Origin of the sequence: Kluyvera ascorbata ATCC 33433 (assembly GCF_000735365.1) — a bacterium.
GTDB lineage: Bacteria > Pseudomonadota > Gammaproteobacteria > Enterobacterales > Enterobacteriaceae > Kluyvera > Kluyvera ascorbata.
On sequence record NZ_JMPL01000073.1, the window covers coordinates 1 to 21,500 of the forward strand.

Here is a 21,500-nt window from a genome sequence, read left to right on the forward strand (position 1 = left end):
TTTGAGCAACGGGAGGCCTTCTCATGAGCGTGGTGATTAACGATAAACCGCGGACGCGCGCGCTGAAGCTACGCTGGCCCCTCTCTCGCCACCTGACGCTGAGCCTCGCCACGCTGGCGGTACTGCTGGTTATCTGGTGGGCGGTTGCGGCGGCGCACTGGGTGAGTCCGCTGTTTTTACCGGCACCGGGGCAGGTATTGAATAAGCTGCTGACCATCGCCAGCCCGCAGGGGTTTATGGATGCCACGCTGTGGCAGCATCTGGCGGCGAGCCTCGGGCGTATTGTTGTGGCACTGCTGGCGGCAACGCTTATCGGCATTCCTGTGGGGATCGCCATGGGGTTAAGCCCGACGGTGCGCGGGATCCTTGATCCTTTAATTGAACTCTATCGTCCGGTACCGCCGTTGGCCTATCTGCCGCTGATGGTTATTTGGTTTGGGATCGGCGAAACCTCGAAGATCCTGCTGATCTACCTGGCGATTTTCGCCCCGGTAGCGATGTCGACGCTGGCAGGCGTGAAAAGCGCGCAGCAGGTGCGTATTCGCGCGGCACAGTCTCTTGGTGCTAATCGTGCCCAGGTGCTGTGGTTGGTGATTTTACCCGGCGCGCTGCCGGAAATTTTAACCGGGTTACGCATTGGATTGGGCGTGGGCTGGTCGACGTTGGTGGCCGCCGAGCTTATCGCCGCCACCCGCGGGTTAGGTTTTATGGTGCAGTCCGCCGGGGAGTTTTTAGCTACCGACGTGGTGCTGGCCGGTATCGCGGTGATAGCGATTATCGCTTTTAGTCTGGAATTAGGGCTGCGTGCGCTTCAGCGTCGTCTGACCCCCTGGCATGGAGAAATACAATGAGTGAACGTCTGGCAATTACCCCGCTGGGGCCGTATATCGGCGCGCAGATTTCCGGCGCGGACCTGACCCGTCCGCTGAGCGATAACCAGTTTGAACAGCTGTATCACGCGGTGCTCCGCCACCAGGTGGTATTCCTGCGCGAACAGCTGATTACTCCGGAGCAACAGCGCGAACTGGCGCTGCGCTTTGGCGACCTGCATATCCACCCGGTTTACCCACATGCGCCGGGCGTGGACGAGATTATCGTGCTGGATACGCACGACAATAACCCGCCGGATAACGACAACTGGCATACCGACGTGACCTTTATCGACACGCCGCCTGCCGGGGCGATTCTGGCGGCGAAAGAGCTACCGTCTACCGGTGGTGATACGCTGTGGACCAGCGGCGTTGCGGCCTATGACGCGCTCTCCGCGCCGTTTAAGGCGCTGCTGAGCGGCCTGCGCGCCGAGCACGATTTCCGCAAATCGTTCCAGGAGTACAAGTATCGCAAAACCGAAGAGGAGCACCAGCGCTGGCAGGAAGCCGTCGCCAAAAACCCGCCGCTGCTGCACCCGGTGGTGCGTACCCATCCGGTCACCGGTAAGCAGGCGCTGTTTGTTAACGAAGGGTTTACCACCCGCATTGTCGACGTGACGGAAAAAGAGAGCGAGGCGCTGCTGAGCTTCCTGTTTACCCACGTCACCAAGCCGGAGTTTCAGGTGCGCTGGCGCTGGCAGCCGAACGATGTGGCGATTTGGGATAACCGAGTCACGCAGCACTACGCGAATGCCGATTATTTGCCGCAGCGGCGGATTATGCATCGGGCGACGATTCTTGGGGATAAACCGTTTTATCGTGCGCCATGAGCTCCTGACAGGTGTCGATTGTAGGCCGGATAAGCGTAGCGCCATCCGGCAGGATACGGCACCGTGCCGGATGGCGGCGTAAACGCCTTATCCGGCCTACAAACCTAAATGCGCCCCGATATATCGCTGATACCGATTCGCCTTCAGATAGGTTAAATCCACCAACACCAGCCCATCCACGCAGTTGTTAAACTCCGGGTCGCTACCAAAGTCGATAAACTGCACGCCGCCGGGCTCGCAGACTTCCGAATACTGCTTGTAAAGCGGAGGGATGCCGCAGCCAAGGTTGCCGAGCAGCGACTTTAGCCGGGTCAGGTCTTCGCTGTAATTCTCACCGCCAAACTGTGCCAGCACGTCGGGAAGCGAAGCGGGATACGGTCGGCGTGACTCTGCCAGGGGATGCGTGGCCGGGAACCACAGACGATAAAAGGCAACCAGCAGATCCCTTGCCGACGGCGGTAGGCCGCCAGAGATGGATACCGGGCCAAACAGGTAGCGATAGTGCGGGTAGCGCGCCAGATAGGCACCGATGCCGGACCATAAATAATCCAGCCCGCGACGCCCCCAGTAGCGTGGCTGAATAAAGCTGCGCCCAAGCTCAATGCCGTGTTGCAGAATATCGTCCATGCGTGTGTCGTAGTGGAAAAGACTGTAGCTGTAGATGCCGTCCAGCCCGCGTTTTTCGAGCTGCATCGCGGTAGGCATAAAACGATAGGCGCCAACGATTTCTAAATCCTCTTCATCCCAGAGGATCAGATGTAGATAGTCATCGTCATAGCCGTCGACATCGCGTCGTTTACCGCTTCCTTCACCCACCGCACGAAAGGCGATTTCACGCAGGCGTCCCAGTTCGCGCAGCAGTGGCGCATCTTCCTGGCCGTTGCGCTGCCACAGATAGATGACTTTGCCGTCCGCGGTGCGCCCCAGACACTCGGCCTGGCTCAGCTCGCGCTTCAGTAAGGCGCGTGCTTCTGGCCGCGCGATGGCGCTTTCCGTTTTAAACACACCGGGCAAGCCTTTGCCCAGCAGTTGGACGTGGCGATAGCACTTATCCGTCATTTCTCGCGGCGTGGCCTGTGGGTTAAACCACGCGGACCAGGCAATTTGCTCGCCAATCGTCACCGGCAAGCTGCCGTTGCGGCGGCGGAACATCTGCTGCATTAAGAGCAGCAGCGGCAGATGCTGTGACATCATGGTGCTAGCGTAGAACAGGGCGCTATTTCTTCCGTCTATCCATGCGGGCAGCAGTGGGGCACGGTATTTTGCGGCAAGTTTGATAAAGCCGGAGTGCCATTTTTTATCGCGGATCCCCCGGCGCGTCAGCCGTGATACTTCTCCCGCCGGGAAGAAAATCAGCACGCCGCCGTTTTGCAACTGCGTATCCATCTGCTGGAGCGCCGTTTTTGAGGTGCGACCGTTGATGTTATCCACCGGGATAAACAGCGAGCTGAGGGGTTCAAGGTGGGTGAGCATGCGGTTGGTGACCACTTTGACGTCGCGGCGAACACGGGAAACCGCGTAGAGCAGGGCCAGACCATCCAGCGTGCCGGTAGGGTGGTTGGCAATGATAACCAGTGGACCATTTTCGGGGATTTGTTCCAGGCAGCGAACCGGAACGGCGCAGTCAATATTGAGATGTTCAAGCACTTGTTCGACGGTATCCAGCCCTTTCAGGTGGCGATGGCGTGCGGCAAACTGTTGAAATTCTTCCTCGTGCAGCAGCTTCTTCAGCACTTTTTTTTGCCAGGGGGCGGGCCTCGCCTGAGGCCACAGGTCGTCGATGACATTGTCGAGACTAAACATAGCGGCTCCTCCTCTGTCCTGCTGTGACAGTAGAAGGGAGATGTGTCGGTTGTATGGCGGTTTGGTGACGTTTTGAAGGGTGTTGAAAGTAGCCCGGCCAAGCGCAGCACCGCCGGGAAAACCCGGAGTCGGCGTAAACGCCTCGTCCGGGCTACGTGATTAACGTAGGATTTTCTTCTCGGCTAAATCGAGCGCGAAATAGCTGAAGATAAGGTCCGCGCCCGCGCGTTTGATGGCGCCCAGGCTTTCCAGAACCACTTTCTCTTCATCAATCGCTCCGGCCTGCGCGGCGAATTTAATCATCGCGTATTCACCGCTCACCTGATAAGCGCCAATCGGTAATTCAGTGCGTTCACGGATATCGCGCAGGATATCAAGGTACGCGCCCGCCGGTTTCACCATCAGGCAATCAGCGCCCTGAGCTTCATCCAGCAGCGACTCGCGAATCGCCTCGCGGCGGTTCATCGGGTTCATCTGATAGGTTTTACGATCGCCCTTCAGTGCCGTCCCCGCCGCTTCACGGAACGGGCCGTAGAAGGAGGAGGCAAATTTGGTGGAGTAGGACATGATGGCGGTGTCGGTGAAGCCCGCTGCGTCCAGTGCCTGGCGAATGGCCTGCACCTGGCCGTCCATTGCCGCGGAAGGTGCGATAAAGTCTGCGCCTGCCGCCGCCGCAACAACGGCCTGCTTGCCGAGGTTGGCGAGGGTCAGATCGTTATCGACGCCGTGGTCGCACAGCACGCCGCAGTGGCCGTGGGAGGTATATTCGCAGAAGCAGGTATCGGACATGACGATCATCTCCGGTACGGTCTGCTTGCAGATGCGTGACATGCGCGCCACCAGACCGTCTTCTTTCCAGGCATCGCTGCCGGTGTCATCGGTATGGTGAGAGATACCAAAGGTCATCACCGAGCGGATACCGGCGTTAGCGATGCGTTCAATTTCGCGTGCCAGATGCTTCTCTGGAATGCGCATCACGCCCGGCATCGCCTCGATGGCTTTGTAGTCGTTGATTTCTTCTTCAACAAAGATCGGCAACACCAGGTCATTTAAGCTCAGTGTTGTCTCTTCAAACATAGCGCGCAGCGCAGGGGATTTGCGCAGGCGACGGGGGCGATGGAGTAAGTCTGTCATGGTATGCCTGATGTTTGTGAAACAAGGGCAACTAGTGTAACCGAATCAGGAGGTGGATGTTTTACTAAAGTGGTGTTTATGATTCGGTGCTTATCACCGCAATGAAATAGTCATGGATGATTATTTACCGGTATTGGTATTTATTATTTAAGGATTTTTATTAACTTTTTATTTTCTTTAGCCCGTTTAGCATTCGTATGGTGAATTTAACTGATTGCGATTTTTTTGTAGAGCCATTTTTTATCTGATTGATTATTTAGGTTTTTTAGATGGCTGTTGTGACGGCGTTCTTATTTCGATACCGAACATTTGCATGTTGATTTATCACAAAATACGTCTGTGTCTGCCTGGTTTGTTCAGAATTACCGGGAGATGGGTACATCGAAATGAAAAAAGGCAAACTCGTGAATATCACGCGTTTGCCTATAGATTATTAAGATGCAGGAATGATAGCCGCTTTATTGCCGCTTAACTCCGTCACCAGCTCGTTAATCCCGTCGCTCATATTCACAAAACGGGTGAGGGGAGAGCGCGTGACGACCACAAAGGCACCAACGTTAGACTGTGGAATCATTGCCATATAGGTGATAAAGCCGCCGCCACCGCCGGTTTTCTGAATAATCCCCGGACGACCATTTTTGGGTGCCATATAGACCCAGCCAAGCCCTAACGCATCGGCATGCCCCGGAACGTCCATTCCCACTACGCGCGTGAGTTGGTTACGTTTGTAGACCAGCGTCTGCATACGGTCTGCCTGGCTGCTGCGATGATAAAAATCAGACGAAAGATACTGCTGCATCCAGCGCATCATATCGCCAGGCGTGGAGTAAACCCCGCCGCTGCCCATCGCCGCGAGCGTGTTATTACACGGGCTCGCGCCTTTCTCAGCCACCATTAAACGGCCACACTGATCTGGCGATGGCGTAAAGGTGGTGTCCTTCATGCCCAGCGGACGCGTAATTTGCTCTTCAAATAGCTGTGGGTAGGGCTTATGCGCCGCGTTACCCAGCGCATCGGCCAGCAGGTCGAACGCCAGGTTTGAATAGCTGGCCTGCGAACCCGGTGCCGCGTGCAGCTTGGCGTTGCTGAGATAGGTCCAGCGCTGTGACTGCGTTGGCCAGACAAAAACGGGACGATTTGCGGCACCGCCCGGCATCTCACGCGGCAGGGAACTGGTGTGGGTTGCCAGATTCACTATCGTAATAGGTGCGCCGTTATAGGTTGGGACTCGTGATCCCGGTGGCGCATATTTACTCAGCGGATCGCTCAGCTTCACGACGCCCTGGTCGAGCAGTTTCACCAGCATTTCACTGGTCATCAGTTTGCTTAGAGAAGCGATGCGAATAACGGAATCGAGCTGCGGATGCACGTTGTTGCCAGGGCGCGTCTCGCCAAAGCTTCTGAACACCCGTTGGTTGCCATCGATAACCACCAGCGCCATGCCGGTAGCACCACTGCCGTAATAGATATGGTTGGCATAACGGTCAACGATATCGGACGCAAACGCGGGGGTGGTAAGAGGCTGTGCAGCCTGCACCGAGGTCAATGACGCCACGCAGAGCGCGGCAGAAAAAAGCAGACTACGTTTCAACGGAGGCATCCATGAATTGAAATGGGGAAGTAACGCGTATTTATACTAAAAATACAACGAATCGGCATCAGGCGCAGCGCCATTAAACGGTATGATAGCGGGAAAAACGTAACCGAGCGTAAACGCAATGATTATTCATCAAGGCGGATACGCACTTTTGTGATCCGGCGCGTATGATACATACGATGCCGTCTGGCGAACTCTGTCGCCGTTTTCCGGTCTGATTGCACAGTTACATTGCCTAATACCTCTTTACGGTAAAAATGATCCGTAGCGGTATTCTGTTGTCACAGCAAAAGCAGAATCATAAGAAGTTAGCAGGAGAGCACTATGTTTAAGTCTTTTTTCCCTAAGCCGGGTCCCTTTTTTCTCTCGGCGTTTATTTGGGCAATGATAGCGGTCATTTTCTGGCAGGTGGGCGGCGGTAGCTGGCTACTTCGCCTGACCGGTGCGAGTAACGATGTTCCGATCAGCGCCGCGCGCTTCTGGTCGATGAACTACCTGATCTTTTATGCTTACTACCTGGTGTGCGTTGGCCTGTTTGCCGGTTACTGGTTTATTCGCAGCCCGCACCGCTGGCAGTATTGGTCCATATTGGGCACCGCGCTCATCATCTTCGTCACCTGGTTTATGGTTGAAGTGGGCGTGGCGATAAACGCCTGGTATGCGCCGTTCTACGACCTTATCCAGACCGCATTGGCGGCGCCGAACAAAGTCTCAATTAACCAGTTTTACCAGGAGATCGGTATCTTCCTTGGGATTGCGCTTATCGCCGTGGTGATTGGTGTACTGAACAACTTCTTTGTCAGCCATTACGTCTTCCGCTGGCGTACCGCGATGAACGAACACTATATGACGCACTGGCAGCACCTGCGCCATATCGAAGGTGCCGCGCAGCGTGTGCAAGAAGATACGATGCGTTTTGCCTCGACGCTGGAAGATATGGGGACCAGCTTTATCAACGCCATTATGACGCTGATTGCCTTCCTGCCGGTGCTGGTGACGCTCTCTGCGCACGTGCCTGACCTGCCGATTATTGGTCATGTACCTTATGGTCTGGTGATTGCGGCTATCGTCTGGTCGCTGATGGGCACCGGGATGCTGGCGGTGGTGGGGATCAAACTGCCGGGGCTGAACTTTAAAAACCAACGCGTTGAAGCGGCCTATCGTAAAGAGCTGGTATACGGTGAAGATGACGCCAGCCGTGCCACACCGCCAACGGTGCGCGAGCTGTTCAGCGCGGTACGTCAGAACTACTTCCGCCTCTACTTCCACTACATGTACTTCAACATTGCCCGTATTCTGTATCTGCAGGTGGATAACGTTTTCGGGTTGTTCCTGCTGTTTCCGTCGATTGTTGCCGGTACGATTACGCTCGGCCTGATGACGCAGATTACCAACGTGTTCGGCCAGGTACGCGGTTCCTTCCAGTACCTGATAAGCTCCTGGACTACGCTGGTGGAGTTGATGTCCATCTACAAACGTCTGCGCAGCTTCGAGCGTGAGTTAGATAATAAACCGCTGACGGATGAACTTGCCCAGCCGCAGAGCCAGGCATAACGATTAAATTTTACAAGGAAAACGCATGGCGACTGCCGCAACGTATTACCGTTCATTACCTCTTACTCTGCTTGGCGGCCTGATGCTCAGCGCCTGTACCAGCCAGCAGGCACCGCAGATGAAAGCGGGAGAAAAACCGGTAGATGTGGCAAGCGTCGTGCGGCAAAAAATGCCCGCCAGCGTGAAGGACCGTGATGCCTGGGCGCAGGCGCTGGCGAAAACGTTTGAAAGCCAGAAGCTCGCGCCAACCGAAGAGAATATCTGTTCGGTACTGGCGGTGGCCCAGCAGGAGTCTAACTATCAGGCCGACCCGGCGGTGCCGGGACTGGGCAAAATTGCCTGGCAGGAGATCGACCGTCGTGCCGAGAAGATGCATATCCCGGTCTTCCTGGTGCATACGGCGCTGAAAATCAATTCGCCAACCGGTAAGAGCTACAGCGAGCGGCTGGACGCGGTGAAAACGGAAAAGCAGCTAAGCGCTATCTTTGATGACTTTATCGGTATGGTGCCGATGGGGCAGAAGCTCTTTGGCTCACTGAATCCGGTGCATACCGGCGGGCCAATGCAGGTGAGCATCGCCTTTGCCGAACAGCACCAGAACGGCTATCCGTGGAAGATGGATGGCACCGTGCGTCAGGAGGTCTTTACCCTGCGCGGCGGCCTGTGGTTTGGTACCTATCACTTGTTGAACTATCCGGCTAATTACACGGCACCTATTTATCGCTTTGCCGATTTTAATGCCGGCTGGTACGCCAGCCGTAATGCGGCATTCCAGTACGCGGTTAGCAAGGCCACCGGCGTGAAACTGGCGCTCGACGGTGACGTGATTCTTTACGGTAGCGATGAGCCGGGGAGCACGGAGATGGCGGTCAGAAAGCTGGCTAATCAGCTATCGTTGAGTAATAGCGATATTCATCGCCAGCTACAAAAAGGCGATAGCCAGGCGTTTGAGACCACGGCGCTCTACAAGGGCGTTTATAAGATTGCGGAACAGAAGGCGGGTAAACCGCTGGCGAGAGAGATGCTGCCAGGCATTCAGCTTGAGAGCCCGAAGATCACCCGCAAATTAACCACGGCGTGGTTTGCAAAAAGAGTGGATGAGCGTCGGGCCAAATGCATGGCCATCAATTAGTCGCGATGACGCAGGCGGTGCACGAGGGAGACAACGCCCAGAATAGCGCAGCCTGCCAGGAACGGCACTACGCCAAACAGCGTGCTGACGCCAAGGCCAATTTCAACGCGCGGACGGCCACTGTCCTGCATTTGCATCAGGTGTTCATAGACACCTGGTGCGTGAACCACCAGAGTCAACAGCTGCGCGCCAACCGAAAAGCAGAGCAGTACGAAAAGCGCGTAGGCCAGATTGCCTGAGGCGGAGGAGTCCCTCTTTTTCCCACTGAACATGAGTTTTGACAACGTGAAATCTGTCATTGAGACCTCCAGGATAACGTGAATGCAGATTGTTTCTTGATACAGGGGTGAGTGTGGCAGCAGAAGGGGATTGTCAATATCGGATTTATGGTAAATTTTGAGCAAGAATAATCCTGGAATATCACTCTCGCTTATCCATTGCCGGTTTTCGGCTTGACGTTAATTAAATTAACATCTGCTAATTGTTGTTCACACCACAGACGCTGACGCGGCTTTATGGCATCATCTTTTTTTTTGCTGGAGCTGCTATGAACCTGCCTGTAAAAATTCGCCGTGACTGGCATTACTATGCTTTTGCCATCGGCCTGATCTTTATTCTGAATGGAATTGTCGGGCTGCTCGGGTTTGAAGCCAAGGGGTGGCAAACCTATGCCGTGGGAATGGTGACCTGGGTGATTAGCTTCTGGCTGGCGGGGTTTATTATTCGCCGTCGGGAAGAGTAATTTGTTCTACGAATGTATTTCGACGTCGCTGCCCAACCGACAGCGACGCCGGGGAAAAGCCTTAGCCGTTCATCGACGTTTTCAGCGCCTTATCGGCCTGATGACGTTCCAGCGCCAGCTCAATCAAACGCGTAATCAGCGAGGTGTAATCCAGACCGCTGGCCTGCCACAGTTTTGGATACATGCTGATATTGGTGAAGCCCGGCAGGGTGTTAATTTCGTTAATCACCACGTCGTTGTTTTCAGTCAGGAATACGTCAACGCGCGCCATTCCGCTACAGCCTAAGGTCTGATAAGCCTCAATGGCAACATGGCGGATTTTGTCGTTCACATCGGCGGAGATCGCTGCCGGGACCACCACTTTTGCGCCGTTATCGTCAATGTATTTGGTATCGTACGCGTAGAACTCGCTGTTCAGGACGATCTCGCCACAGGTACTGGCCTGCGGGTCATCGTTGCCGAGTACCGCGCACTCAATTTCACGCCCTTTAATACCCTGCTCAACCACCACCTTATGGTCAAACTCGAAGGCTAGCGCTACGGCCTGCTGATACTGCTCGGCGCTGTTGACTTTGCTGACGCCGACGGAAGAACCCTGGTTTGCCGGTTTGACGAACAGCGGCAGGCCGAGCTTCGCTTTAATCTCATCGAAGGAGAAGCTGTCGCGGGTGCGGCGAGTTAAGGTCACAAACGGCGCGATAGACAGCCCGGCGTCGCGGAGCAGACGCTTGGTGACGTCTTTGTCCATGCAGGCGGCGGAGCCCAGCACGTCAGAGCCAACGAATGGCAGATTGGCCATACGCAGCATGCCCTGAAGGGAGCCATCTTCACCCAGGGTGCCGTGGACAATCGGGAAAATAACGTCAATGGCGTCCAGCGGCTTGCCGCTTGCCGCATTGATCATCTGTTGATGCTCTTTGCCTGGGATATGGGCCAGCGTGATTTCGGAAGGGCGTAGCGCGATGTGTGCCGGGTCGTGGGCGTTTAGCAGGTAGTTTTGCGCATCGCTGATGTGCCACTGCCCTTGTTTATCAATCCCCAGCAACACGACTTCAAAACGCGTTTTATCAATCGCTTCTACGATATTTTTAGCAGACTGTAGGGAGACTTCGTGCTCCGCTGATTTGCCGCCAAAAACAATCCCAACCCGCAACTTTGCCATCTCAAATTCCATCCATTCCAAACGCAAAGCACATAACATACCACGGGCGTGGTGAGGCATCTGCCTTTTCCATACTAAAGTGAGTGAATCACAGGCAAGGCATAAGAATAAGTGACTACGTAATGGCATCATAAGCGTGATATTTATCACACAAAAACGCTGAGTGGCTGATATTGTTCTGAAATAATGGATTAAGCATCTCTGACAATACGGCGCAAAGCGCATCTTGCTAACCTGTTAACTCGTCCCTGCAAATTGAATCAATACGTGTAGTTATGGAATCCTGGAAGGTTAACCTTATTTCTGTTTGGCTCGGTTGTTTTTTCACCGGGTTGGCTATCAGCCAGATTTTGCCCTTTTTGCCGCTTTATGTGGCGCAGTTGGGGGTCACCTCCCATGAATCTCTCTCCATGTGGTCCGGGTTAACGTTCAGCGTCACCTTCCTGGTTTCTGCCATTGTTTCGCCAATGTGGGGCAGCCTCGCCGACCGTAAAGGCCGTAAGCTGATGCTGCTGCGTGCTTCCCTGGGCATGGCGATTGCTATCCTGCTTCAGGCTTTTGCCACCAACGTCTGGCAGCTCTTTTTCCTGCGTGCGGTGATGGGCTTAACGTCTGGCTATATCCCAAACGCGATGGCGCTGGTGGCCTCTCAGGTACCGCGTGAACGTAGCGGTTGGGCATTGAGCACGCTTTCTACGGCACAAATCACCGGCGTGATTGGCGGCCCGCTGCTTGGCGGCTTTCTGGCTGACCACGTGGGTCTGAGAATGGTCTTTTACATCACCGCCTTCCTGCTGCTGGTGAGCTTCCTGGTGACGTTGTTCCTGATAAAAGAAGGCCCGCGCCCACAGTTTAATAAAAGCGAAAAACTCAGCGGCAAAGCGGTGTTTGCAACGCTGCCTTATCCGGGGCTGGTTATTAGCCTGTTTGTCACCACGATGGTTATCCAGCTGTGTAATGGTTCTATCAGCCCCATTCTGGCGCTGTTTATTAAATCGATGTCGCCAGACAGCACGAATATTGCCTTCTTAAGCGGCATGATCGCCGCCGTCCCTGGCGTGTCGGCGCTGATATCAGCACCGCGGTTAGGTAAGCTGGGCGACCGTATCGGTACGGGTCGCATACTGTTAGGCACGCTGACGTTTGCAGTGATACTGTTCTTTGCGATGTCGTTTGTCACCACGCCATTCCAGTTGGGGGTGCTACGTTTTATTCTTGGTTTTGCCGATGGTGCCATGCTGCCTGCGGTACAAACCTTGCTGCTGAAGTATATTAGCGAACGCGTCACCGGACGTATTTTTGGTTATAACCAGTCCTTTATGTATCTGGGTAACGTGGCGGGTCCGCTGATCGGCGCATCCATTTCGGCAATGGCGGGGTTCCGCTGGGTATTTATTGTGACCGCCGTGATTGTGTTGATTAACCTATGGCAATTAGCGGTGATGCTGCGCCGCGCTCAGCCTGTACGCCAGTAATATGCCCACAACAGGGAATAAATGCGCTCGCTTTTATTCCCTGATTCCTGCCTCAACGATTTTTATAGCGATTTCTGTTTTCCTATTATTATCGTGAGAAAAACGTTTCGATGACTGCATTTACAGCCAATTCCATGATATTGATGAGGATTATATTTTTAACATCAGCTATTGCAGAATGCGAAATATATTGTAATTCTATTCGATGTTGCTAAAGGGGGAATAGAACCGTATGTTTTATCGGTCTATTTATTTTTCAGAGCCCGAACTCTGCCCACGCCGTCATACAAGGAAAACGCGCGATGAAAAATTTCATTGCAGAACTGCTGGTCAAGCTGGCCGAAAAGGAAGATGAAGCAAACGCGTTACGCATTCAGGTCGATGCACTTGAAGTGGTGGTGACCACACTTTTACAGCATTTGAAGCAGGAATCCAGCCCGGCGCTGGAAGATGAAATGAGCGCAACGCTGAATAAGCTCGCTGCTGCTGAACACGTCCGCGATCATAATAGCGAACTCTTATATAACCATGTTAAACGGTTATTTCTACACCCCGAAAATTAGTAGGTAATGGCACTGGTTATGGTGTCATTAAAATGTAACGCTCTTTTCTTACAGTCTCCGTGTTTCATTATTTAAGTATTTGTACATGGAGAAACTAACGTGAAATACAGTGCTATTTTTGCCGCATTATTACCTCTGCTGGGTTTACCTGCCGCGCACGCGGATACTTCTACTGCCGTTCTTGATAACCGCGCTGCGCAAGGGGATATAACCCAGCCGGGCGGTGCTCGTCGTTTATCTGCCGATCAAACCGAAGCTATTCGCGCCTCCTTGAATAATAAGCAGGCCAAAAACGTTATTTTGCTGATTGGCGATGGGATGGGCGATTCTGAAATTACCGCCGCACGAAACTATGCCGAAGGGGCGGGCGGTTATTTTAAAGGTATCGATGCGTTACCGTTAACCGGGCAGTACACGCACTATGCGTTGAATAAGAAAACCGGCAAGCCGGACTACGTGACCGACTCAGCGGCATCCGCAACGGCGTGGAGCACCGGGGTGAAAACCTATAACGGCGCGCTGGGCGTCGATATTCACGAAAAAGATCATCAGACCATTCTTGAGCTAGCAAAAGCAGCCGGCCTGGCGACAGGGAACGTTTCTACCGCCGAACTGCAGGATGCCACGCCTGCGGCGCTGATTTCACACGTCACCTCGCGTAAATGCTATGGTCCGAGCGTCACCAGCGAGAAGTGTCCAACCAACGCGCTGGAAAAAGGCGGCAAAGGCTCCATCACTGAACAGATGCTGAACGCGCGTGCCGACGTGACGCTTGGCGGCGGCGCGAAGACCTTTGCTGAAACCGCGACCGCGGGCGAATGGCAGGGTAAAACGTTGCGCGAACAGGCGCAGGCAAGGGGCTATCAGCTTGTCGACAATGTGACGACGCTTGATGCCATTACTCAGGCAAATCAGGATAAACCGCTGCTGGGGTTGTTCTCTGACGGCAATATGCCAGTGCGTTGGGAAGGGCCAAAAGCGTCTTACCACGGCAATCTGGATAAGCCTGCGGTAACCTGTACGCCTAACCCGAAACGCGATTCCAGCGTGCCGACCCTGGCGCAGATGACCGATAAAGCGATCTCTTTGTTGAGCACCAGCGAAAAAGGGTTCTTCCTGCAGGTTGAAGGCGCGTCCATTGATAAACAGGATCATGCGGCGAACCCATGCGGGCAGATTGGCGAAACGGTCGATCTGGACGAAGCGGTACAGAAGGCGCTGGAGTTTGCGAAAAAAGACGGCAATACGCTGGTTATCGTGACGGCTGACCACGCGCACTCAAGCCAGATTATTCCACCAGAAACCAAAGCGCCCGGCCTGACACAGGCGCTGAACACGAAAGATGGTTCGGTAATGGTCATGAGCTACGGCAACTCGGAAGAAGAGTCGATGGAACATACCGGCACGCAGCTGCGCATTGCGGCCTATGGCCCACACGCGGCGAACGTCGTCGGTCTGACCGACCAGACGGATCTGTATTATACGATGAAAGCCGCGCTGGGGCTGTAACCCTACGCTCAACACCCGGCGGTAAAATTTTGCCGCCGGGTTGGTAATTTTCCTTCCAGCGACCAGACTTACAGAGTTCTACTCACAAAAGGATGGTGCAATGAAAACAACATTACTGGTTACTCTACTGTGTGGTCTGTTTACGGCGGGTGCCGTGTCGGCGGCAACAACGGCCGCAGCGCCGGAGAAAACCCTGACGCCACAGCAGCAGCGTATGAGCACGTGTAATCACGAAGCGGCGTCAAAAACCCTGAAAGGCGATGAGCGTAAAACCTTTATGAGCAGCTGTCTGAAAGGAGAAGGGGCGGCCGCCGCTGATGGTAAAAAGCTCACGCCACAGCAGCAAAAAATGAAGGACTGTAACGCACAGGCGGCAACCAAAACCTTAAAAGGTGACGAACGTAAAACCTTTATGAGTACCTGTCTGAAAAACAAATAAGTAATGGCGCCGTGGGCGCTTTTTTTATGGCAAGTGAATCAGGCCCGGCAGTGTGCCGGGCCTGCAACTTATGACTTGCTCATCTTCTCTGATTTTTCCATGCATTTCGCCATCGCTTCGATGACCGCAGAGCGGAAGCCTTTCTCTTCCAGCACGCGCACGGCTTCAATCGTGGTCCCGCCCGGCGAGCAGACCATATCTTTCAGCTCACCCGGATGCTTACCGGTTTCCAGCACCATTTTGGCCGAGCCCATGACCGCCTGCGCGGCAAACTTGTAGGCCTGAGCACGTGGCATACCACCCAGCACGGCCGCATCGGCCATCGCTTCGATAAACATAAATACGTAGGCTGGCGCTGAGCCGCTCACCCCGACGACCGGGTGAATCATGGCTTCAGAAATCTCTTCCGCCGCGCCAAAGCAGCGGAAAATGTTCAGCACATCGGCGATATCTTCTGGCGTCACCAGCGCATTTGGGGTAACGGAGGTCATGCCAGCGTTCACCAGCGACGGGGTATTTGGCATGGCGCGGACAATTTTACGGTCATGGCCCAGTGCGCGAGCCAACTGCTCCAGGGTGACGCCTGCGGCAATGGAGACCACCAGGGAATCTTTGTTCAGGCTGGAGGCAATGTCGCTCAGCACTTTAACCATGATACCTGGCTTGACGGCACCGAAGACGATGTCGGCAACCTGAGCGACTTCCTGCGGGCTCTGCGCCGCATTAATGCCGAATTCATCGCGCAGCGCGGCCACTTTATCCGGCGACGGCGTATAGACCCAAATCTGCCCAGGAAGTACCTGACCGCTGGCAATCAGGCCGCCAAGAATAGCTTTGCCCATGTTACCGCAACCAATGAAGCCAATTTTCTTCTCCATCTTTCTCTCCCTCTGTCTGTTTTTTTCGTAGTTTACTGTTATAGGCGATTCACCGCGATGGGTAACGCACTTTTATCATTCCGGCGGCAATTATTACGTCCGCACCTCCGCTCTCTGTATAATCACGCTTTGCGATAATTTTCACCGTGGAGTGACGATGACCATTTGGGTTGATGCGGACGCCTGTCCGAACGTGATTAAAGAGGTGCTGTTTCGCGCCGCAGACCGCACGCAGATTGAACTGGTGCTGGTGGCTAACCAGTATTTGCGCGTGCCGCCGTCACGCTTTATTCGTGCGATGGTCGTACCGAAGGGATTTGACGTAGCGGATAACGAAATCGTGCGTCTTTGCAAGCCTGGAGATCTGGTGATCACCGCGGATATTCCGCTAGCGGCAGAGGTTCTGGAAAAGGGCGGTGCGGCGCTGAATCCGCGCGGTGAACGCTACAGCGACGCGACCATTAAGGAGCGTCTGACGCTGCGTGATTTTATGGATACCATGCGCTCCAGCGGTATTCAGACCGGCGGGCCGGCTGCGCTCTCTCAGCGCGATCGCCAGCAGTTTGCCGCCGAGCTGGATAAATGGTTGCTGGCGGTAAAACGCGGCTGACGTGATTTCTGTCACAATAATGTGCTACCTTTTGCCGCGACATCCGGCTTGTCAAAGCAAGATACTTTCATGTACTGTTAGCGCAACGCTTTGTGGCATGTTTTTTTTACGCCTTAGTTGCCGTTGTTATCAATGCATACCGATGCAGCATGTCTCAAAATACATCAGAATGTAATATAAAGTTTACACTTACTTGCGTACTAGTTTGATGGTATCATTCACTTTTCAATCACCGATCCCGCATTTACGCGTTATCAAGGGGAATTCCAGGTCATGACACAGCCTATTTTTCTTATCGGAGCCCGAGGCTGCGGAAAAACGACGATAGGCCAAGCGCTGACTCATGCCTGCCATTTTCACTTTGTTGATACTGATCTGGCGTTGCAGCAGCAGTCTGGTATGAGCGTGGCGGAAATTGTCGCCCTTGAAGGCTGGGCAGGTTTTCGCGCCAGAGAGACGCAAACGCTGATGTCGGTGACGCAACCTGGCACCGTGGTGGCGACGGGCGGTGGGATTATCCTTGCGCCGGTTAACCGTGAATTTATGCGCCAGAACGGCGTGGTTATCTACCTGAATGCACCTGTGCCAGTTCTGGCGCGTCGTCTGGAAGCATTTCCAGAAGAGTCTCAGCGCCCGACGTTGACCGGTAAGCCAATTAGCGAAGAAGTGGCAGAAGTGCTGGCTCAGCGCGATGCGCTATACCGTGAAACGGCTCACTACGTTGTTGATGCTTCTGCGGCGCCAGAGCGCGTCGTGACGCTGATCCTTGACGCTCTGCATCTGGCAACCGCCAGCTAGCAGGGCGCGTTTACTCCCTGGTTTTACATCCCGTTTATTCCCCTCAGGTTTCTCTTCTGATTGCCGATATAACCACTTTTAATTCGTGGTTATATTCTGCGTAAGTCACATTTTTAGCTTATCATTAATGTTATAGAAAAGTTAAAATCAAACCATATCAGGAGAGTACTGGAAACATCTGGAATCTTTACATTCCACCCGGTGGCTGAACTGCTACGCTTCTGAGCGGTGTTTTTCATCCATCCAGGTGGCTATGTGTAAAACGAGCATGTGAGAAGCAGAAGGTAGATAACATGAGTGCAACGATGGCGATTCTTACTATAGGGGTGGTGCCCGTCAGTGAAGTGTTGCCGCTTTTGACCGAGCACATCAGGGAAGATCAAATCACCCACATTAGCCTATTAGGCAAAATGAGCCGTGCGGAAGTCATGGAAGAGTATGCACCAGAACCCGGTGAAGACCGTTTGCTGGTTCTGTTAAATGATAACCAGTTTGTCGAAGTTTCCCGTCTGAAAGTTGAGCACAGCCTACAGGCCGTGATTGAGGTGCTCGACAATCAATCTTATGACGTCATTCTTTTACTGAATACGTTTAAATTACGCAGTATGGTGGCGCGCAACGCGATATTGCTGGAGCCTCAGCGTATTATTCCACCGTTGGTCGCCTCTATCGTCGAGGGACATCAGGTTGGGGTATTGGTCCCCATTGAAGCCATTCTCGATGCCCAGCAGGAGAAGTGGCAGATGTTGTCTAATTTGCCCTATTACGCGCTGGCAAACCCGAACATCGATACCGACCAGCATCTGATTTCTGCGGGCAGTTCGTTGCAGGAACAAGGCGCTGATGTGCTGGTGCTTGATTCATTGAGCTATCACCAGCGTCACCGTGATCTGTTACAAAAAGCGTTGGATATACCGGTTCTATTGTCGAATGTGCTGGTGGCCAGGCTGGCGGCAGAATTATTGTGTTAAGCGTATGATTTCGCGTGACAGGCTTCTGTTTGCAACTCTATATTGGTCTTTTGACGACAAGATAATAAGGGCCTGTTTATGCTTCAGAGCAACGAGTACTTTGAGGGAAAAGTGAAATCCATTGGCTTCACCAGCAGCAGCACGGGTCGTGCCAGCGTGGGCGTGATGGCGGAAGGCGAATACACCTTCGGTACCGCACAGCCGGAAGAAATGACCGTGATTAGCGGTGCGCTGAACGTGCTGTTACCGGGTGAAATTGAGTGGAAAGTCTATTCCGCAGGGGAAGTGTTCAACGTGCCGGGCCACAGTGAATTTAACCTGCAGGTTGCAGAACCAACCTCTTATCTGTGCCGCTATCTGTAATCTATTCCCTTCCTGCTGCGGCAGGAAGGGAATATCTCGCTTAACGCTGGGCTTCGCCGCCTAAGCCTTCTACCAGGCTTTTAATCATTGCAGCCAGTTCACCGGTCATCAGAATAAAGTCCGCGTCGAAACGCTGAGCATAATCATCACGGTCGATATCTTCGTTCTGATCGCGCAGTTCATCGCAGAACTTCAGACGCTTGATGGAGCCGTCATCGCACATCATAAACTGAATGCGCTGCTGCCAGTCGAGCGCCAGCTTGGTCACCAGCTTGCCAGCTTCGATATGACAGGCAATCTCATCGCACACCAGATCCTGTTTCTTCGCGCGGATCACGCCGCCGTCTTCGAGGATCGCTTTCAGCTCGGCTTCATCCAGGATCTGGAAGCTTTGCGCAGCCGAACCAGACCTTACCCATTCAGTCAGGGTCAGTTCGATCGGGTTTTCCAGCGTCAGCGGCACCACCGGCAGCGAGCCGAGGCTTTTACGCAGCAGCGCCAGCGTATCTTCCGCCTTTTTGGCGCTGGCGCAGTCGACCATAATCAAATCGTTAACGGTGTCTATCCACATCATCGTCTGGCTGAAGCGGCTGAAAGCGCGCGGCAGCAGAGAGTGCAGGACTTCATCCTTCAGCGAATCTTTTTCGGTTTTCTTGAGCTTGCGGCCCTGATCGGCTTCGAGCTTTTGGATCTTCGCTTCCAGCGCCTGTTTAATCACCGGAGAGGGCAGGATCTTCTCTTCTTTGCGAGCGCAAATGATGATCTGACCATTTACTGTGTGCGTCAGCGCATCGCTGTGTGAGCCCATCGGCGGTACCCAGCCGGTTTTTGCCATATCCTGGCTGCCGCATGGGGTGAAGGTCATCTCAGCGAGCTGTTTTTCCATCTCTTCCGCGCGCAGAGAGATGTCGCGGCTGAGACGATAAACCATTAAATTTTTGAACCACAGCATGATAATTTCCACGGTGTTGTCGTTAAATCAGCGGGCAATGATAACGAATTGTCCACGCCCTTGCATTGTTTTAAACAGGAGTAATGAATGCGAATTGGTATCGATCTAGGTGGAACGAAAACCGAAGTCATCGCGCTAAGCGACCAGGGTGAGCAGCTTTATCGCCACCGTTTGCCGACGCCGCGTGACTATCAGCAAACCATTGAGAACATTGCGCATCTTGTTGCTCTCGCCGAAGAGGCAACCGGACAAACGGGGACGGTGGGCATGGGCATTCCCGGCTCGATTTCGCCTTATACCGGCGTGGTGAAAAACGCCAACTCCACCTGGCTCAACGGCCAGCCGTTTGATAAAGACCTTAGCCGTCGCCTGAATCGCGAGGTGCGACTGGCCAACGATGCTAACTGTCTGGCGGTATCTGAAGCGGTAGATGGCTCGGCGGCGGGCGCACAGACGGTGTTTGCGGTCATTATCGGTACCGGCTGCGGCGCGGGCGTGGCGCTGGGCGGCCGCGCGCATATTGGCGGTAATGGCACGGCAGGCGAGTGGGGGCATAATCCACTGCCGTGGATGAACGACGATGAACTCCGTTTCCGGGCAGAAGTGCCGTGCTATTGCGGTAAGCAGGGCTGTATTGAAACCTTTATTTCTGGCACCGGCTTTGCTACGGATTATCACCGCCTGAGCGGTAATCCACTAAAAGGCGGTGAAATTATGCAGCTGGTGAGCGAAGGGGATGCGCTGGCGGAGCAGGCGCTTGGCCGCTATGAACAGCGGTTGGCGAAATCGCTGGCGCACGTGGTGAATATCCTCGACCCGGATGTCATTGTGCTGGGCGGCGGGATGAGTAACGTTGAGCGCCTTTACCAGACGGTGCCCGAATTGGTGAAAGAGTGGGTATTTGGCGGGGAGTGTGAAACGCCGATTCGCAAGGCGTTGCATGGAGACTCCAGCGGGGTGCGTGGGGCGGCGTGGCTGTGGCCGGCGTGAGTTGGTATTTTCTGTAGGCCGGATAAGGCGTAGCCGCCATCCGGCAATGTGCACCGGAATGCCCGATGGCGCTACGCTTATCGGGCCTACATTAGGTGGAGGGTTTACTCAACCGCAAACGCTTTATCCAATCGGCTATATCCCAACCCGTTGATCTTTTTCACCTTAATCTGCACCGGAATCCGTTCCTTCATCGCTTCTACGTGGCTAATCACGCCGATGATTTTGCCGCTGGCGTTAAGCGTATCCAGCGCGTCAAGCGCGGTGTCCAGCGTTTCGCTATCCAGCGTGCCGAAGCCTTCATCAAGGAACAGTGAATCGATGCGCGTTTTATGGCTCACCAGGTCAGAAAGCGCCAGCGCCAGCGAAAGGCTGACGAGGAAGCTTTCGCCGCCGGAAAGCGTCCGGGTATCGCGCACCGCGTCTGCTTGCCAGGTATCGACCACTTCCAACTCCAGCGCGTCGCTGACCTTACGCTGCAGTAGATAGCGGCCGTGCAGGCGGCTAAGCTGTTCGTTGGCGAGCCAGACCAGATTATCCAGCGTCAGGCCCTGGGCGAATTTGCGGAACTTATCGCCTTCTTTAGAGCCTATTAGTGCGTTCAGATGCGCCCAGTCTTCCAGCGCGGCGCTGGCTTTTTCGATTTCCAGGAACAGCGCCTGCTGCTGCTGCCGATTCTCTTCGTCCTGCTTAAGCTGCTGGCGAAGCTCGCCCTGCCGCTCGCTGTTTTCGCGCAGCTGACGGGAAATTTGCTGGAGCTGCATCTGAGCATCGGTAAGAGTGAGCGCGGCATTCAGGGATTCCGGGCGCAACGTTAGATGGCGCTGCAACGCCTCCTGCACCTGAGTGGCCAGGGTCTGGCGCTGCTGATGCTGGGTCTCCAGCGTCTGTTTTAACTGTTCCAGACGCTGGCGTTCTTCATTGTCCAGCAGGGCGCTGAGGAAGTCCTGTCGATCGCTAAAGTGGGACTCGGCAAGCGCCTGGTCGAAGGCCAGCTCGGCCTGCTGCAAGCGCTGTTTCTCCTGCGCCTCCTGAAGCTGGAGCGTGTGCCATTGGCTTTCCAGCGACACGCAGTCATGATGCACCTGCTGCCAGCCGTCGAGCGCCACTGGGGCGTCGTCAGTTGGGT

At 54.3% G+C, this 21,500-nt stretch carries 22 protein-coding genes; 14 read left to right on the forward strand and 8 right to left on the reverse strand.

The features are described from left to right. Positions 1-23: 23 nt before the first annotated feature. The gene (tauC, locus tag GKAS_RS15870) at positions 24-851 is read left to right on the forward strand and encodes a taurine ABC transporter permease TauC (protein ID WP_035895603.1); all 828 of its coding nucleotides are present in this window, start codon (positions 24-26) and stop codon (positions 849-851) included. Then, positions 848-1,699: a taurine dioxygenase gene (gene tauD / locus GKAS_RS15875; RefSeq protein WP_035895605.1), complete on the forward strand. Its 852-nt coding sequence runs from the start codon at positions 848-850 to the stop codon at positions 1,697-1,699. The genes tauC and tauD overlap by 4 nt, the downstream gene beginning before the upstream one ends. Positions 1,700-1,795: 96 nt before the next feature. Here the strand turns inward: tauD and olsF are convergent, their stop codons facing one another. From olsF to ampH, 3 genes are all read right to left on the reverse strand, one after another. After that, positions 1,796-3,502: a bifunctional ornithine lipid synthase OlsF gene (olsF, locus tag GKAS_RS15880; protein WP_035895608.1), complete on the reverse strand. Its 1,707-nt coding sequence runs from the start codon at positions 3,500-3,502 to the stop codon at positions 1,796-1,798. A gap of 159 nt (positions 3,503-3,661) precedes the next feature. Next, positions 3,662-4,636, reverse strand: coding sequence for a porphobilinogen synthase (gene hemB, locus GKAS_RS15885; protein ID WP_035895610.1), 975 nt, complete (start codon positions 4,634-4,636; stop codon positions 3,662-3,664). Positions 4,637-5,069: 433 nt separating this feature from the next. After that, positions 5,070-6,227: a D-alanyl-D-alanine-carboxypeptidase/endopeptidase AmpH gene (ampH, locus tag GKAS_RS15890; RefSeq protein WP_035895612.1), complete on the reverse strand. Its 1,158-nt coding sequence runs from the start codon at positions 6,225-6,227 to the stop codon at positions 5,070-5,072. Between the two features lie 330 nt (positions 6,228-6,557). On the opposite strand from ampH, the gene sbmA reads away from it, so the two are divergent. Continuing rightward, positions 6,558-7,787 (forward strand): peptide antibiotic transporter SbmA, encoded by a 1,230-nt coding sequence (sbmA, locus tag GKAS_RS15895; protein ID WP_035895614.1) that lies wholly within the window; start codon positions 6,558-6,560, stop codon positions 7,785-7,787. 25 nt (positions 7,788-7,812) lie between these two features. Continuing rightward, on the forward strand, positions 7,813-8,919 hold the full coding sequence (locus GKAS_RS15900) for a DUF1615 domain-containing protein (RefSeq protein WP_035895616.1): 1,107 nt from the start codon (positions 7,813-7,815) through the stop codon (positions 8,917-8,919). Here GKAS_RS15900 and GKAS_RS15905 read toward each other — a convergent pair. Next, positions 8,916-9,218 carry a DUF2755 family protein gene (locus GKAS_RS15905; protein ID WP_035895618.1) on the reverse strand — a complete coding sequence of 101 codons (303 nt, stop codon included), beginning with the start codon at positions 9,216-9,218 and terminating at the stop codon, positions 8,916-8,918. The two genes, GKAS_RS15900 and GKAS_RS15905, sit on opposite strands and share 4 nt — an antisense overlap. A 248-nt stretch (positions 9,219-9,466) precedes the next feature. On the opposite strand from GKAS_RS15905, the gene GKAS_RS15910 reads away from it, so the two are divergent. Then, on the forward strand, positions 9,467-9,661 hold the full coding sequence (locus GKAS_RS15910) for a DUF2754 family protein (RefSeq protein ID WP_035895620.1): 195 nt from the start codon (positions 9,467-9,469) through the stop codon (positions 9,659-9,661). Between the two features lie 61 nt (positions 9,662-9,722). Here GKAS_RS15910 and ddlA read toward each other — a convergent pair whose 3' ends face one another. After that, entirely contained in the window at positions 9,723-10,823 is a 1,101-nt protein-coding gene (gene ddlA, locus GKAS_RS15915; RefSeq protein ID WP_035895622.1) for a D-alanine--D-alanine ligase, read from the reverse strand. Positions 10,824-11,098: 275 nt separating this feature from the next. Between ddlA and GKAS_RS15920 the strand changes: the two genes are divergently transcribed. The 4 genes from GKAS_RS15920 (at position 11,099) to GKAS_RS15935 (ending at position 14,809) form a co-directional block, all read left to right on the forward strand. Then, positions 11,099-12,298 (forward strand): multidrug efflux MFS transporter, encoded by a 1,200-nt coding sequence (locus GKAS_RS15920; RefSeq protein WP_035895623.1) that lies wholly within the window; start codon positions 11,099-11,101, stop codon positions 12,296-12,298. Positions 12,299-12,600: 302 nt separating this feature from the next. Continuing rightward, entirely contained in the window at positions 12,601-12,861 is a 261-nt protein-coding gene (locus GKAS_RS15925) for a sigma-S stabilization anti-adapter protein IraP (RefSeq protein ID WP_035895625.1), read from the forward strand. A gap of 99 nt (positions 12,862-12,960) precedes the next feature. Further along, positions 12,961-14,370, forward strand: a complete 1,410-nt coding sequence (phoA, locus tag GKAS_RS15930; protein ID WP_035895627.1) for an alkaline phosphatase — start codon at positions 12,961-12,963, stop codon at positions 14,368-14,370. A gap of 100 nt (positions 14,371-14,470) precedes the next feature. Next, complete coding sequence (locus tag GKAS_RS15935; protein ID WP_035895629.1) at positions 14,471-14,809, forward strand: PsiF family protein; 339 nt, start codon at positions 14,471-14,473, stop codon at positions 14,807-14,809. Positions 14,810-14,877: 68 nt separating this feature from the next. Here the strand turns inward: GKAS_RS15935 and proC are convergent, their stop codons facing one another. Further along, positions 14,878-15,687: a pyrroline-5-carboxylate reductase gene (gene proC / locus GKAS_RS15940; protein WP_035895632.1), complete on the reverse strand. Its 810-nt coding sequence runs from the start codon at positions 15,685-15,687 to the stop codon at positions 14,878-14,880. Between the two features lie 157 nt (positions 15,688-15,844). Between proC and GKAS_RS15945 the strand changes: the two genes are divergently transcribed. The 4 genes from GKAS_RS15945 to ppnP all read left to right on the forward strand — a co-directional run bounded on the left by GKAS_RS15945 (position 15,845) and on the right by ppnP (position 18,429). Further along, the gene (locus tag GKAS_RS15945) at positions 15,845-16,297 is read left to right on the forward strand and encodes a YaiI/YqxD family protein (RefSeq protein WP_035895634.1); all 453 of its coding nucleotides are present in this window, start codon (positions 15,845-15,847) and stop codon (positions 16,295-16,297) included. 273 nt (positions 16,298-16,570) lie between these two features. After that, positions 16,571-17,095 carry a shikimate kinase AroL gene (aroL, locus tag GKAS_RS15950; RefSeq protein WP_035895636.1) on the forward strand — a complete coding sequence of 175 codons (525 nt, stop codon included), beginning with the start codon at positions 16,571-16,573 and terminating at the stop codon, positions 17,093-17,095. 293 nt (positions 17,096-17,388) lie between these two features. Further along, on the forward strand, positions 17,389-18,066 hold the full coding sequence (locus GKAS_RS15955; protein ID WP_035895637.1) for an AroM family protein: 678 nt from the start codon (positions 17,389-17,391) through the stop codon (positions 18,064-18,066). 78 nt (positions 18,067-18,144) lie between these two features. Further along, positions 18,145-18,429: a pyrimidine/purine nucleoside phosphorylase gene (gene ppnP, locus GKAS_RS15960; RefSeq protein WP_035895638.1), complete on the forward strand. Its 285-nt coding sequence runs from the start codon at positions 18,145-18,147 to the stop codon at positions 18,427-18,429. A 40-nt stretch (positions 18,430-18,469) separates the two neighbouring features. Here ppnP and rdgC read toward each other — a convergent pair whose 3' ends face one another. Continuing rightward, entirely contained in the window at positions 18,470-19,381 is a 912-nt protein-coding gene (gene rdgC, locus GKAS_RS15965) for a recombination-associated protein RdgC (protein WP_035895640.1), read from the reverse strand. Positions 19,382-19,468: 87 nt separating this feature from the next. Here rdgC and mak point away from each other — a divergent pair, with 87 nt between their 5' ends. Further along, the gene (gene mak / locus GKAS_RS15970) at positions 19,469-20,371 is read left to right on the forward strand and encodes a fructokinase (RefSeq protein WP_035895641.1); all 903 of its coding nucleotides are present in this window, start codon (positions 19,469-19,471) and stop codon (positions 20,369-20,371) included. Positions 20,372-20,475: 104 nt separating this feature from the next. On the opposite strand, the gene GKAS_RS15975 is transcribed toward mak, so the two are convergent. Continuing rightward, a partial coding sequence (locus GKAS_RS15975) for an SbcC/MukB-like Walker B domain-containing protein (RefSeq protein WP_281630968.1) occupies positions 20,476-21,500 on the reverse strand: 1,025 nt, incomplete at its 5' end.

What these genes read in the sequence shown, in the direction of transcription:
- tauC (WP_035895603.1), top strand. Translation starts at nt 24, where the DNA reads ATGAGCGTGGTGATTAACGATAAACCGCGGACGCGCGCGCTGAAGCTA.
- tauD (WP_035895605.1), top strand. Translation starts at nt 848, where the DNA reads ATGAGTGAACGTCTGGCAATTACCCCGCTGGGGCCGTATATCGGCGCG.
- olsF (WP_035895608.1), bottom strand. Translation starts at nt 3,502, where the DNA reads ATGTTTAGTCTCGACAATGTCATCGACGACCTGTGGCCTCAGGCGAGG.
- hemB (WP_035895610.1), bottom strand. Translation starts at nt 4,636, where the DNA reads ATGACAGACTTACTCCATCGCCCCCGTCGCCTGCGCAAATCCCCTGCG.
- sbmA (WP_035895614.1), top strand. Translation starts at nt 6,558, where the DNA reads ATGTTTAAGTCTTTTTTCCCTAAGCCGGGTCCCTTTTTTCTCTCGGCG.
- GKAS_RS15900 (WP_035895616.1), top strand. Translation starts at nt 7,813, where the DNA reads ATGGCGACTGCCGCAACGTATTACCGTTCATTACCTCTTACTCTGCTT.
- GKAS_RS15905 (WP_035895618.1), bottom strand. Translation starts at nt 9,218, where the DNA reads ATGACAGATTTCACGTTGTCAAAACTCATGTTCAGTGGGAAAAAGAGG.
- GKAS_RS15910 (WP_035895620.1), top strand. Translation starts at nt 9,467, where the DNA reads ATGAACCTGCCTGTAAAAATTCGCCGTGACTGGCATTACTATGCTTTT.
- ddlA (WP_035895622.1), bottom strand. Translation starts at nt 10,823, where the DNA reads ATGGCAAAGTTGCGGGTTGGGATTGTTTTTGGCGGCAAATCAGCGGAG.
- GKAS_RS15920 (WP_035895623.1), top strand. Translation starts at nt 11,099, where the DNA reads ATGGAATCCTGGAAGGTTAACCTTATTTCTGTTTGGCTCGGTTGTTTT.
- GKAS_RS15925 (WP_035895625.1), top strand. Translation starts at nt 12,601, where the DNA reads ATGAAAAATTTCATTGCAGAACTGCTGGTCAAGCTGGCCGAAAAGGAA.
- GKAS_RS15935 (WP_035895629.1), top strand. Translation starts at nt 14,471, where the DNA reads ATGAAAACAACATTACTGGTTACTCTACTGTGTGGTCTGTTTACGGCG.
- proC (WP_035895632.1), bottom strand. Translation starts at nt 15,687, where the DNA reads ATGGAGAAGAAAATTGGCTTCATTGGTTGCGGTAACATGGGCAAAGCT.
- GKAS_RS15945 (WP_035895634.1), top strand. Translation starts at nt 15,845, where the DNA reads ATGACCATTTGGGTTGATGCGGACGCCTGTCCGAACGTGATTAAAGAG.
- aroL (WP_035895636.1), top strand. Translation starts at nt 16,571, where the DNA reads ATGACACAGCCTATTTTTCTTATCGGAGCCCGAGGCTGCGGAAAAACG.
- GKAS_RS15955 (WP_035895637.1), top strand. Translation starts at nt 17,389, where the DNA reads ATGAGTGCAACGATGGCGATTCTTACTATAGGGGTGGTGCCCGTCAGT.
- ppnP (WP_035895638.1), top strand. Translation starts at nt 18,145, where the DNA reads ATGCTTCAGAGCAACGAGTACTTTGAGGGAAAAGTGAAATCCATTGGC.
- rdgC (WP_035895640.1), bottom strand. Translation starts at nt 19,381, where the DNA reads ATGCTGTGGTTCAAAAATTTAATGGTTTATCGTCTCAGCCGCGACATC.
- mak (WP_035895641.1), top strand. Translation starts at nt 19,469, where the DNA reads ATGCGAATTGGTATCGATCTAGGTGGAACGAAAACCGAAGTCATCGCG.